We start from the raw sequence: 12,350 nt of genomic DNA, 5'->3' as shown, positions 1-12,350 counted from the left end.
GTCCTGCGCCGCCCGGCGCTACGGCGTATCGCGGCGCGCCACCTTCGTCGGCTTCGCGTCACGCCAATCCTCGACGTGCGGAGGCTGGCCAACCGGCCACCGATTCTCGTTGAACGCCGCCCAATGGGCATGCCCCAGCAGATGCACGTGGAAAGCGTGGCGCAGCGCCTCGGTGTACCCCATCGCGTCGGAGGCGGCGTTGACCGAATCCTTGATGAGCAGCGACGCCATCGTGGGCCGCTCGGCGATGCGTCGCGCGAATTCGAGTGTCTTTTCCTCTAATTCGTCGACAGCGAAAACCTTGGACACCATACCCAGCCGGTGCGCCTCGTCCGCGTCGATCGAATCACCGGTCAACAGCAGCTCTTTGGCCTTGCGCGGCCCGAATTCCCAAGGGTGAGCGTAATATTCGACACCCGGCATACCCAACCGGACCGCGACGACGTCGCTGAACTTTGCATTGTCGGCCGCGACGATCAGGTCGCACGCCCAGATCAACATCAGACCGGCCGAGATCGCGTTGCCCTGCACCTGGGCGATGGTGATCTTGCGCAAATCGCGCCAGCGGCAGGTGTTTTCGAAGAAGTAGTGCCACTCCTGGTGGTACAGCTTCTCCATGATCGGCTCGAGCGTGGCCCCGCGCGAGCGGAAGCTCGGATGCTGCCCCGGGCCCGGTGCGCGCTCGGCCAGTGCCTGCTCGGAACCCAGGTCGTGGCCGGCGGAAAAGTTCCTGCCACGCGCCGCCAGGATCACCACGCGAACGGTGTCGTCGGCCTCGGCGCGGCCGAAGGCCTCGTCGAGCTGGACCAGCAGGCCGCGACTTTGCGCATTGTGGGCTTCGGGCCGGTTCAGCCAGATCCGCGCGATGCGGCCCTCGTCGAGGGTTTCGTAGGCCACGAGCTCCGGGGCGTTGGCGCCGTCCGCCCCGGCTTCGGCTTGCTCGGAGACTGTCATTCCGCCCACCTCGTTCGTCGTTGAATTGGCCTTGTTTACAGATTACGGCCAGTGTGTAACCGGGACCGCGCTGGGGGCACGCGCCGGGAGTCCCCGCCGGCGGTGCGCGCCGTCCGATCGTGACTTCGCGAGCGGCGCGGCGAAGCCCTGCAAACCAGCCATAAATGCGTCCGACGCCCGTTAGCTGGTGAGACGGGCTGCGCCCGGTCACTCGCGTCGCCTACAGTTAAGTCATGCCTACGAAATCTGATCCTGGCGAAATCGGCGATGTCGAGCCGGTGGCGGACAGCACTGCGAGCCAGGCCAGGCGGGTCGTCGCGGCGTATGCCACCGACGCCGACGAATGCCGGGTTTTTCTGTCCATGCTGGGTATTGGGCCGGCGAAACTCGACGCATAAATGGCTCCCGGGGGAGGGCGAAGCTCCAAGGCAGCCAAATTCGGGAATTCCGACTTCGTCGTCGTTGCCAACCGGCTGCCGGTAGACCGGGAGGTGCTTCCCGACGGCACCACGGCCTGGAAGCGCAGCCCCGGCGGACTGGTCACCGCCCTGGAGCCCCTACTGCGCCGACGGCGCGGGGCGTGGGTCGGCTGGCCCGGCGTCGTCGACGAGGACGTCGACCACGAAGACGCGCCCATCGTCCAGGACGACCTGGAACTTCGGCCGGTCAAGCTGAGCGCCGGCGACGTCGCCGAGTACTACGAGGGCTTCTCCAACGCCACGCTGTGGCCCCTGTATCACGACGTCATCGTCAAGCCGATCTACCACCGCGAATGGTGGGAGCGCTACGTCATCGTCAACCGTCGCTTCGCCGAGGCCACCTCGCGTGCCGCCGCGCGCGGCGCGACCGTGTGGGTGCAGGACTACCAGCTGCAACTGGTCCCGGCGATGCTGCGCGAAATGCGCCCCGATCTGACCATCGGCTTCTTCCTGCACATCCCCTTCCCGCCGGTGGAACTGTTCATGCAGCTGCCCTGGCGGACCGAGATCGTCAAGGGCCTGCTGGGCGCCGACCTCGTCGGATTCCACCTGTCCGGCGGTGCGCAGAACTTCCTGTTCCTGTCCCGGCGGCTGATCGGAGCCAACACGTCGCGCGGGGCGGTCGGGGTACGGTCGCGCTACGGCGAGGTCGAGGTCGACTCCCGCGTCGTCCGGGTGGGCGCTTTCCCTATCTCCATCGACTCCACTGCGCTCGACCAGACGGCCCGACACCGCGATATCAGGCGTCGCGCCAAGGAGATTCGGGCCGAACTCGGCAACCCCCGCAAGGTGCTGCTCGGCGTCGACCGGCTGGACTACACCAAGGGCATCGACGTTCGGCTGAAAGCCTTTTCGGAACTGCTCGCCGAAGGCCGCGCCAAGCGTGACGACACGGTGCTGATCCAGTTGGCGACACCGAGCCGCGAGCGGGTGGACAGTTACCAGCAGCTGCGCAACGACATCGAACGCCAAGTCGGCCATATCAACGGCGAGTACGGCGAAGTCGGGCATCCGGTGGTGCACTACCTGCACCGGCCGGTCCCCCGCGACGAACTCATCGCCTTCTTCGTGGCCGCCGACGTCATGCTGGTCACCCCGCTGCGCGACGGGATGAACCTGGTCGCCAAGGAGTACGTCGCCTGCCGCAGCGATCTGGGTGGCGCGCTCGTGCTGTCCGAATTCACCGGGGCCGCCGCCGAACTGCGGCAGGCGTACCTGGTCAACCCGCACGACCTCGAAGGGGTCAAGGACGCCATCGAGGCCGCGCTCAACCAGTCCGCCGAGGACGGACGGCGGCGCATGCGGTCGCTGCGCCGCCAGGTGCTCGCCCACGACGTCGACCGCTGGGCACGGTCATTCCTCGATGCGCTCGCCGAGGCGCGGCCCCATGACGCCGATTAGCCCGGATGCGCCGGGAACCCATGGTGTTGGCGCGCCAACGCTGTGATACTCGGGTGCAGCGTCGCACGCGAAGGAGAAAGAGTCCCATGAAGCTCCGTCACGGAATGGCCGCGGGTGCCGCCGTCTGCACTGCCGTCGCAACGGGAATCGCGTTGCAATCCGGCGAACCGGCCAAGGCGCTCGGTCCACCGGCGGACGGTAACTACTCCTTCAACGAGGCGGGCGTCTCGGGCGTGACCTGGACCGTCACGGCGCTCTGCGATCAGCCGTCCGGGACCCGGAACATGAACGACTATTCCGATCCGATCGTCTTCGCGATGAACTGCGCGCTGAACATCGTGAGTTTCACGGACGAGCGGATCAGCGCGGCCGACAAGTTGCAGAATTTCAGCGGTCGGGCTCGGATGTCGAGCATGTTATGGACATTCAAGATTGACAAGGACAACGGCGTGTCATGTCCGGGAGGGGGCACCGCGCCGTCCACCGAAACCTTCGCGTTCAGCGACGAAACGATGAGCGGCACCCACACCACGCTGCACGGGCCGGTGTGTGGGCTGGAGCCGGAAATGAAGAAGCAGCCGTTCTCACTGGCGATGATCGGACCGCCGCCCAGCCCGATCGAGCGTTACCCGTTGTACTGCAACGGCATTGCGATGTGCTACTGAGCTAGATCGGCGTGATGTAGGCGATCAGCCACTGCTTGCCGATCTTTTTGAAGTCGACCCGCAACCGGCTGCCGTCATACAGCGGCTGGCGTGACTTGTCGGTGACCGTCCGGTTCATGTAAACCATCACGGCCGCCGAATCCCGTTTAGCGGACATGACTCCCACGCCGACGACGTTGGCCTGCACCACCACTTCGCGCTTCTTGGCTTCGGGGATGATCTGGGTGTTGGCGCTCTTCTGGAACTCCGCGCGGTAGTCGGGCGTCAACATGGAGTACGCGGCCGTCAAACTCCGCTCGACGGTTTGGTAGTCATAGGCGAACACCTGGGGGATCTCCCTGGCCGCCAGGCCGGGCAACACCGCGCGCGCCGCCTGCTCGCCGCGCGCTTCGACCCGCCCCCAGTACATCCAGCCGGCCACCGCGGACAGCCCGACGAACGCCACGGCCAGAAGGTATCCCGCGACGACCAGCAGCCAGCGCCGCCATCGCATCAATTACCCCCGTCTGGATACTTCAGGTCGTAGCCGCTCATCCGCCCGGATTCGTCTTCGTGCACGATGACACGCAAGCGATAGGGCATGGACGGCTTGTTGACCCCGTCGATGTCGGCGACGGTGACCCGCACCGACACCAGCACGGATGCGTTATTCGCAACGGCGTCAACGCCTTCCAGCGCGGCACCGTTGACGACGGCTTCCGATGTGGCGTTGGTGGAGCGGAACAAGGCCTTGAGGTTTTCAGCGTTGTTGTTCGCGCCGAGCATCCCCCGCAGCGGGCCGCTGGTGCCGTTGATGAAGCGGTCGACGCTCTCGTCAATGTTGTCCTGCTTGTAGCTGAACATGTTGACCACCGTCTGAGTGGCGGTGTCGACGAAGCGCTGATCGCGCGCCTGCGCGGCGGTGGTGTGGCGTTGCTGGATGATCAGCGCGGCCACACAGCCGGCCAACGCCCCGACCGCCAATAGTGCCGCCGCGAACGAGACCCACGCCACCAGGCTGCGGTGCGGCTGACGCCGCGGCGGCGGCTTGATGGACTTGAGGGCCTTGACGGGTTTCGCGGGCTGCTTCGGCGCGGCCTGACCGTCGGCCTGGACCGTCACGTCCTGCGTGGACTCACCCTTGGCGGGCCCCGCCGCGCGCGAGGCTCGACGACGAGCCCGCGGCTTGGCTGTTTGTTCGCCTGCCACGGCAGCGTCCATTACACGGTCCATTACATAGGCCTTGGATCAAGCATGAGGTCCACCCAGTTCTCGGCGCCGGAGGTTCCGGTGGCGCCGGCGGCGAAGATACCAGTGCCGCCCGCCGGATCGACAAACGCGCCGGTCTTCTCGTCATAAGTGGCGTAAGCCGGTGCGCTGGCCTGCGGCTGCCCGCCCGGCGGCGGGCCCCACGGCTTCTCCGGTCCCGGTCCCGCCGGCGGTGGGTTGATCCCCAGCGGCGGCGCCGGCGGGGGCAGCCATTTCGGATACGGCAGCTGCGGCGGTACCGGCGGCACACCCGGTGGCTGCCACGAGGTGAACGGCGGCGGGGGCCCGTTGTCGTTGGGCGGCGGCGGGGCGAAGGCCGGCTGCTTGTTGGGCAGCGGCCCCGGCCCAGGCACCGCGCCCGGGGGCGGCGGCCCGACGATCGGTGTGCCGGGATCGGGTTCGGCATCCGGCGGGATATACGGGAAGTGGTTGGGCGGCAACACGTTCAGCCCGTTGGTCATCGGGGTGTCGTAGGGCACCGGGGGGCCGCGCCACGGGTTGCGGCCGATCGGCACGTAGCCCTTGGGGTCGCGGCAGAGCTGAATCGTGGGGGCGCGTTTTCCGGGAAACTCCTGGCACGGGTAGTTGCGGGCGCCACGCACGGTGCTGGGATCGTTCTGGGCGGTCTTGCAGTACATGTCCCTTGGAAGCTCGCGCACCGTTTCATCCGCGGGAGTGCGCATCAGCGGCGGCGGCAGGAAACCGACAGCGCACGGCGGCGGGTCGTTGAGGTCGAGCTTGAAGTCCAGCTTTCCGCCCTCGTCGAGCGGCGGTCCGCCCGCCATCGTGATGATCGCGGCGAACAACGCCGGCAGCACCACCAACAGCTGTTCGATCGACTTGTGGTAGATGACGCCGACCCGGCCCAGGTTGGACAGGCTGGCGGCCAGCGCCGGGAAGGAGGGGCGGATGCCGGAGAACGCGGTGCTGGCCTCGTCGGTGGCGCCTGGTGCGGTCGCCAGGGTGTCGCGCAGCTGCGGGTCGGCCTGACGAACCTCGGAGGTGAACCGCGCCAAGCCATCCGACAGTGACTTGATGTCGCCGCCGGCGCGGATCTGGGCCTGTAGGAAGGGGCCCGCCTGGTCGATCAACTGCGAGACTTGCGGATAGTTGGCGTTGGCCTCGTCCACCAGCAGCCGGGCCGACTCGAAGAGCCGGGCCATCTCCGGACCCGATCCATTCGCCGCGATGAACGTCTCGTGCAGCAACTCTCGCAACCGGGTGTCGCCCAGGCTGTTGACCAGTGTCTCCGCGCGCTTCAGCAGGTCGGCGACGTCCTGGCCGATCCGGGTGTTCTGCCGCTCGATGCGGGATCCGTTGGTCAACTTGCCTGATGCCGGTGAGCCCGGGGGCACCAGGTCGATGTACTGCTCACCGACGGCGGACACACTCTTGACGGTGGCGGTGACGTTCGACGGGATGGCGGTCTCGCTATTGAGCCGCATCTGGGCGATGACGCCGTTGGAGCTCAGACCCACCGACTCGACACGGCCGACCGCCACGCCTCGGTAGGTGACGTTGGCATTCTTGTACAGGCCGCCGCCGGCAGTGAAATCGGCGCTCACGCCGTAGGTTCCGATACCGAACGTCGCGGGCAGCCGCAGGTAGAAGATCGCCATCACGGTCAGGGTGATGGCAGTGATTACCGCGAAGATCACCAGCTGGATCTTGGTCAGTCTGTCGTGCATCTGCGCCGCCCCCTACTGTCCCGAAGCCGTGCCGGGCGGAATCTTGAACGGATCCGCAGCCTGTCCGGACAGGTTGGCCAATTCGCCAATCAAGAAGTCCGGTGGATTGAGGATCTCGTCCATGTGAGCCATGTTCGGGTCGAAGTAGGCCGTGGTGAAGAACGTCTCACCGAGCCGCCGCAGGGTCAGGTCGAAGGTGGTGAACACGTTGAGGTAGTCGCCACGCACGGCCTGCTTGATGCCGTAATTGGGGAACGGGAAGGTCAACAAGATCTGCAACGAGGTGACGAAATTCTTCCGGTTGTCGTTGAGCGCCTTCACGACCGAGTACAGGTCCTTCATGTCCGCGGCGAAGTCCGTCTTGGTTTTGGCCAGCACGTGCGAGGTGACGTTCGCCAGCTTGTGCAGCGCGCCGAACGCCTCCACGATGTGGTCGCGGTTCTTGTTGAGCACGCGAATCGCCTCGGGCAACGTGTCCAGCGCCCGGCCCAGGTTGTCCTTATCGTGCGCCAGGGCTGCTGAGAACCGGTTCAACCCGTCGACCGCATCGATGATGTCGTTGACCTGGCGGTTGAGCCCCGAGGTCAATTCCGCCAACCTGGGGACCAGGTCGACGAACTGGTCCTGCCGGCCCGCGACGGCGCGATATGTCTCGTCGGTGATCTCTTCCAGCGCACCGACATTGCCCTTGTTCACCACAACGCCCAGCGCCGAGAGCACCTCTTCGGTGGTGGGGTAACGGCCGGTATTGGCCTCCGCGATTTTCGACCCGTCGGTCAGCCGGCCGACGGCCGGCTTGTCCTTTGGCCTGGTCAAGTCGATGTGCATCGACCCGAGCAGCGACGTCTGGGCGACCGTCGCGGTCGCGTTGGCGGGCAGCACGACGTTCTTGTTCAGCGCCAATTTCACTGCCGCATAGAACGATCCGTCGGCCCGCTGCTCGGCCGCGATACCGGCGACACTCCCGACGGTGACGTCGTCCACCATCACCGGTGAGTTCTGCGGCAGCGTTGCCACGTCGGGCAGCTCGACGGTCACCGAGTAGGCGCCACTGCCATGACCGGCGGTGCCCGGCATCGCCAACGAATTCAGGCCGTTGAATTGGCAGCCGGCCAGCAGCACGCTGCCCGCCGCCAATCCGCTGGCACGCAACCACATTCGGTTCATCCGCCACCGCCCAAACCGGCCGCCGGCCCGGTAGGCGCCGGTTGGCCCGGAGCCGGCCCCGGCAGCGGGCCGAACGCGCTTCCCGGAGCGGGACCGGGGGCGGGAGCGGCACCGGCCGGCGCGGGTCCGGGTGCCGCACCGGCCTGCGGAGCCGGCGGGACGAGCAGCGCCTGCAGATCAGCCGGGTTCTGCGCGGCCGGCGGCTGGGCGCCCTTGGCCGGGACCCAGGTCAGCTCGGGAACCGGAGTTGCCGCCTTGGCCTGGGTCTCCGGGGTGTCATAGATGATCTGGCCCTTGTACGCCGTGATCGTGTTGAGCGGGTGGAACATCACCGGTGGATAGTTCACGGTGAGCCGGCGCAGCACCGGACCCAGCCGCTCGCGGCAGAGCTCGGCGCGCTTGAAGTAGTCCGGCGCCCGCGGGCCCGCCGCGGTCTCGAAGGACCCACCGCAGATGAACTGCACGGGGTTGGCGAATTCCGGTATCGACAGAAGGCCGTTGAGCGTGCCCTGCGCGGGGTCGTAGATGTTGTAGAAGTTGGCGATACCCGGCCCCGCCACGTGCAGCACCTGCTCGATGTCGTCGCTCTCGTCGCTCAGCGTCTTCGCGAAATCGTTGAGGTTGTTGACCGTGTCGATGATGGTCGAGTTGTTTTCGTGCAGGAACCCACGGATGTCCGACAGCGCCGTGTTGAGGGTCCCGAGGGTGTTGTCGAGATGGCGCGAGCTGTCGGCCAGCACCTGCGATACCGAGGCGACGTTACCGGCGAATTGGACAAGCTGTTCGTTGCTGGATGACAGGGCGTTGATCACCACCTGCAGGTTTTTGACCGTGCCGAAGATGTCGCCGCGCGAATCCCCAAGCCGCCCAGCGGCTTGCGAGAGCTCACGCAGGGCGCTGTGGAAGGACTGGCCCTTGCCGTCGAAGGTGTCGGCGGCCTGGTTGATCGCCGCGCCCAACGGCCCCTGCATCGATCCGGCCGTCGGGCCGAGCTGGACGGCCAGCTGGGTCAGCGACTCCTTCACCTCGTCCCATTCCACCGGGACCGCGGTGCGGTCCGGGCCGATGCTGGCGCCGTCGGCCATCTCCGGGCCTCCGGTGTACGCCGGCGTCAACTGGATGAACCGGGCCGCCACCAGATTTGGCGACATGATGATGGCCTTGGCATCCTTGGGGACCTTCACGTCCTTAGACACCGACATGGTGATCTTGACATCGGAGGGTCGCGGCTCGATCGTGTCGATGGTGCCGACCGGGACGCCCAGGATGCGCACCTGGTCGCCGGGATACAAACCGACCGCCGAGGCGAAGTGACCGACGATCTTGCGGTTATTCGCTTGCGCCGACAGCACATACACCCCACCCACCAGCACCGCGACCAGCGCGATGATGGTGGCGTAGCGCAGCCCCCGGCTGCCGATGATCCGCTGCATCATGGTGACTTCGGCCTGATGACCCAGCGTTCCTGAATCAACCCGCGCAGGTAGTCAGCCAAACTGGCCGGCATCTTGCCGGGCTGATAGAAGAAGTCGAACATCGTCGCGAGCAGCGGCGCCGGGATGACACCGTAGACGTTCACGTTGAAGCCGGGACCCGAACCGACCACCTCACCCAACTCGGTGGCGTAGGTGGGCAGCCGCTTGAGGGCCTCGGTGATGTAGTCGCGGCGCTCGTTGAGGTTGGACAGCACATCGTTGAGCTTTTTCAGCGCGGGCCCGAATTCCCTGCGGTTGTCGGCGACGAACCCGGAAATCTGCGCCGAGAGATCCTGGATGCCCGAGATCAGCTGGCCGAGCGCCCGGTGGCGCTCGTCGAGCGCGGCGAACAATTCGTTACCGTCGTCGACCAGCTTGTTGACCTGCTCGGCGCGCTGGGACAACACGCCGGTGACCGACTTCGCATGCGCCAGAAGGCTTTGCAGCGCCTCGTCGCGTCGGTCCAGGGTGCGGGACAGGGACGTCACACCGTCCAGCGCGCCGCGCAGCTCGGGAGTCGCGTCGTGCAGCGTGTTGGTCAGCACGTTCAGCGCCTTCTCGAACTGCGGCTTGTTCAGGTTGCTGGCATTGGAACCCAAGTCTTCGAGCGCGCCGGCCAGCGTGTACGGCGTCGTGGTGCGACTGAGCGGGATGGTGGTCGCCTTGCCGCCGCCTGCCGGGGTCACCGAGATGGAGCGCTCACCGAGGATGGTGTCGGTGCGGATCGCGGCCAGCGATTGGTCGCCGACCGCGACGTGGCGGTCGACGCTGAAACTGATCTTGGCGCTGTCGCCGGCCAGACCCACGGAGGTCACTTTGCCGACCTTGAAACCCGAGACGTAAACCGCATTGCCGGGATTGATCCCACCGGCATCGCTGAAGTAGGCGTCGTAGATCTTGCCCTGCGGCCAGAACGGTAACCCGGCGTAGCCGAACGCAATGAGCACGACGCAGACCACCAGCACCACGCCGAAGATGCCGGTGCGCAGTGGGTCACGTTCATGCTTCGCGTTACTTGACAAAGGCGCACCTCCCCTTGCTGGGATCCACCTGGCCGCCAAGCGGCAGCAAGATGTCGCCACCGGCCGGGCCGTTGATCTTGATCGTCACGGAGCAGAAGTAGATGTTGAAGAACGCCCCGTAGGCACCGAGCGCGGACAGCCGCAGATAGTCCTCGCCCAGCTGCTCGATGTCGTTGTTGACCTCGGCCTTGCGGTTGTCTATTTCGGTGGCCAGCGGACGGGTGTTCTCCAAGATTCCTTGCAGCGGCCGGCGCGACTTCCTCAGCAGTTCCGTCAGATCCGTCGTCGTCGAGGCCAGCGGCGGGATGGCGCCCGCGATATCGTCCTTGTGCTCGGCCAGTCCGGTGATCAGTTGCTGCAACTGGTCGACGCTGGTCGAAAACTGTGCGCTGCGTTGGTCCACGGTTGTCAGCACCGTGTTGAGGTTGTTGATCACGTCACCGATGAGCTGGTCGCGCTGGCCCAGCGCCGAGGAGAACGCGCTCGTGTCGGCCAGCACGTTCGACAAGGCCCCGCCCTGCCCCTGCAGCAGCTGGATGACAGCGCTGCTGATGGTGTTGACCTTGTCGGCGTCGAGGCCTTTGAGCACCGGTCGCAGCCCGCCCAGCAGCGCGTCGAGATCCAGCGCCGGCTGCGTGTGCTGGCTGTTGATCGTCGCCCCTGCGGGGAGCTTTCGTAGTTCTCCCGGACCCGACGTGATCTCCAAATAGCGGTCGCCGACCAGGTTTTCGTAGCGGATCACCGCGCGTGTCGACGAGTAAAGCGTGTAACGCTTGTCGACTCCGAACGACACGTCGATGGTGTTGTCGTGATTGAGCTTGATGTCCGACACCGCACCGACTGGCACCCCGGCAATGCGCACCTTTTGCCCGGCCTTCAGGCGCGATACATCCGTAAATGTTGCGTGGTAAGTGCTTTCGGGGCCGAACCGGAAATCACCGAAGACCACCACCAGTCCCGCCGACACCAAGAGCATGGCCACCGCGAAGATGCTGACCTTGATCATCATCGAGCGGTGCGATGGCATCTCGGAGCTGGGCATCAGAAGTCGTCCCGTTCCGCGAAGGCGCCGTGGAACAAGAACTGCAGCGTCGAGGGAGCGTCGAATTGCAGCTCGGTGAACGGTTCGTACGGGATGTTGGCGTTGTCGGTCACCAGGAACGGCGCCCGGTACCACGACCCTCCATGCTGCTTGTTCGGGATGTCGGGCAAGCCACGGCAGTTCGGACCGCCGGAGGCGTTCACGATCGGCAACGACTCCGGGTACGTGTACGACGGCGCGCCCAGCACGAAGCTCGATGACGTGAACAGACCCGCCTTGCGAACACCGAGGATCGGCCCAAACTCCTTGAGGCCTCGGTCGATACCCGAGAAAAGGCAGCCGAATTCGGGCGAGTACTCGCCGGCCACCTTGAGGGGGGCCCGCAGTCGGTTGATGGCGTCGATGAAGTCCTGTTCGGCCGGTGCCAACGTGTCATAGGCGTTGTTCGACAGGCCGATGGTGGCCAGCAGCGTGTTGTCGAGATTCTTCTGCTGGTCCACGACGGTCTTGTTGATTGTGGGCAGGTTGTCGAAGACAGTGTTCAGGTTCGGGGCGGAGTCGGCGTAGATGTTCGCCACGATCGCGGTCTTGCGGAGGTCTTCCTGCAAGGCGGGCAGCTTCGGATTCGCTTGGCGCGTCAGCGTATTGAGCCCCGACAGGATGCCGCCCAGGTCGTCACCGTGGCCGCGCAGGCCTTCGGCGAACGCGCTCAGCGTCCCATTGAGTTCGACGGGGTCGACCTTGTGCAGCAGGTCCATCAGCGACTGGAACAAGGTGTTGACTTCCAGCTGCACCGCCGAGGCCGCGACGTGCGCATCCGGACGCAGCGAGGTTGGCGAAGGCGTTTGAGGCGGAATGAATTCCACCGCCTTGGCGCCGAAGATCGTGTTACCCGCGATGTGCACCGCCGCGTTGGACGGAATGAAATGCATCTCGTCGCTGTTGATGCCCAGCGTCAGGCGCGCTTGGTCACCGGAATAGTCGATGCTTTCGACCTTGCCGATCTGGATGCCCCGGTATTTGACCTTGGCGCCCTTCTCCATCACCAGCCCGGCGCGGGGCGCCGACACCGTGACGTTGTCGATCGATGCGAAGGCGGCTGTGTAGGAAAGGTAAGTCAGCACAGCGAAAGCCACCATCAGGCTGGCCAGCACCGCTGCTGCCAGCCGGACGGTAGTGCGTCGCGCGCCTGTGTCTGCCATGTCTTTT

Annotated in this window: 12 protein-coding genes; 3 read left to right on the top strand and 9 right to left on the bottom strand. The window is 65.8% G+C overall.

The genetic code is table 11. The features are described 5' to 3' along the window. Positions 1 to 18: 18 nt before the first annotated feature. Positions 19 to 954, bottom strand: coding sequence for an enoyl-CoA hydratase (locus G6N26_RS20700; protein WP_067164742.1), 936 nt, complete (start codon positions 952 to 954; stop codon positions 19 to 21). Between the two features lie 233 nt (positions 955 to 1,187). Between G6N26_RS20700 and G6N26_RS20695 the strand changes: the two genes are divergently transcribed. From G6N26_RS20695 to G6N26_RS20685, 3 genes are all read left to right on the top strand, one after another. Beyond that, positions 1,188 to 1,352, top strand: a complete 165-nt coding sequence (locus G6N26_RS20695) for a hypothetical protein (protein ID WP_095576472.1) — start codon at positions 1,188 to 1,190, stop codon at positions 1,350 to 1,352. Beyond that, on the top strand, positions 1,353 to 2,834 hold the full coding sequence (locus G6N26_RS20690) for an alpha,alpha-trehalose-phosphate synthase (UDP-forming) (RefSeq protein WP_067164745.1): 1,482 nt from the start codon (positions 1,353 to 1,355) through the stop codon (positions 2,832 to 2,834). Positions 2,835 to 2,920: 86 nt separating this feature from the next. Continuing rightward, a complete protein-coding gene (locus tag G6N26_RS20685) occupies positions 2,921 to 3,499 on the top strand; it encodes a hypothetical protein (protein ID WP_067164748.1) in 579 nt (192 codons plus the stop codon). 1 nt (position 3,500) lies between these two features. On the opposite strand, the gene G6N26_RS20680 is transcribed toward G6N26_RS20685, so the two are convergent. The 8 genes from G6N26_RS20680 to G6N26_RS20645 are packed head-to-tail and all read right to left on the bottom strand — an operon-like array spanning position 3,501 to position 12,343. After that, positions 3,501 to 3,992, bottom strand: coding sequence for a mammalian cell entry protein (locus tag G6N26_RS20680; protein WP_067164752.1), 492 nt, complete (start codon positions 3,990 to 3,992; stop codon positions 3,501 to 3,503). Continuing rightward, positions 3,992 to 4,711 (bottom strand): mammalian cell entry protein, encoded by a 720-nt coding sequence (locus G6N26_RS20675; RefSeq protein ID WP_083014616.1) that lies wholly within the window; start codon positions 4,709 to 4,711, stop codon positions 3,992 to 3,994. Before G6N26_RS20675 ends, G6N26_RS20680 begins: the two co-directional genes overlap by 1 nt. Then, a complete protein-coding gene (locus G6N26_RS20670) occupies positions 4,711 to 6,435 on the bottom strand; it encodes a virulence factor Mce family protein (RefSeq protein ID WP_083014613.1) in 1,725 nt (574 codons plus the stop codon). The genes G6N26_RS20675 and G6N26_RS20670 overlap by 1 nt, the downstream gene beginning before the upstream one ends. 12 nt (positions 6,436 to 6,447) lie before the next feature. Further along, the gene (locus G6N26_RS20665; RefSeq protein WP_067164762.1) at positions 6,448 to 7,602 is read right to left on the bottom strand and encodes a virulence factor Mce family protein; all 1,155 of its coding nucleotides are present in this window, start codon (positions 7,600 to 7,602) and stop codon (positions 6,448 to 6,450) included. Beyond that, positions 7,599 to 9,038 (bottom strand): virulence factor Mce family protein, encoded by a 1,440-nt coding sequence (locus tag G6N26_RS20660; protein ID WP_083014609.1) that lies wholly within the window; start codon positions 9,036 to 9,038, stop codon positions 7,599 to 7,601. Before G6N26_RS20660 ends, G6N26_RS20665 begins: the two co-directional genes overlap by 4 nt. Then, positions 9,035 to 10,099: a virulence factor Mce family protein gene (locus G6N26_RS20655; protein ID WP_083014606.1), complete on the bottom strand. Its 1,065-nt coding sequence runs from the start codon at positions 10,097 to 10,099 to the stop codon at positions 9,035 to 9,037. The genes G6N26_RS20660 and G6N26_RS20655 overlap by 4 nt, the downstream gene beginning before the upstream one ends. Beyond that, positions 10,089 to 11,141: a virulence factor Mce family protein gene (locus tag G6N26_RS20650; protein WP_067167587.1), complete on the bottom strand. Its 1,053-nt coding sequence runs from the start codon at positions 11,139 to 11,141 to the stop codon at positions 10,089 to 10,091. Before G6N26_RS20650 ends, G6N26_RS20655 begins: the two co-directional genes overlap by 11 nt. Beyond that, positions 11,141 to 12,343, bottom strand: a complete 1,203-nt coding sequence (locus G6N26_RS20645) for a virulence factor Mce family protein (RefSeq protein ID WP_067167589.1) — start codon at positions 12,341 to 12,343, stop codon at positions 11,141 to 11,143. Before G6N26_RS20645 ends, G6N26_RS20650 begins: the two co-directional genes overlap by 1 nt. Between the last annotated feature and the right edge of the window lie 7 nt (positions 12,344 to 12,350).

It is taken from the genome of Mycobacterium marseillense (assembly GCF_010731675.1).
Lineage (GTDB): Bacteria > Actinomycetota > Actinomycetes > Mycobacteriales > Mycobacteriaceae > Mycobacterium > Mycobacterium marseillense.
The sequence above is the reverse complement of the archived record's forward strand: the minus strand, read 5'-3'. Positions and strand labels throughout refer to the sequence as shown.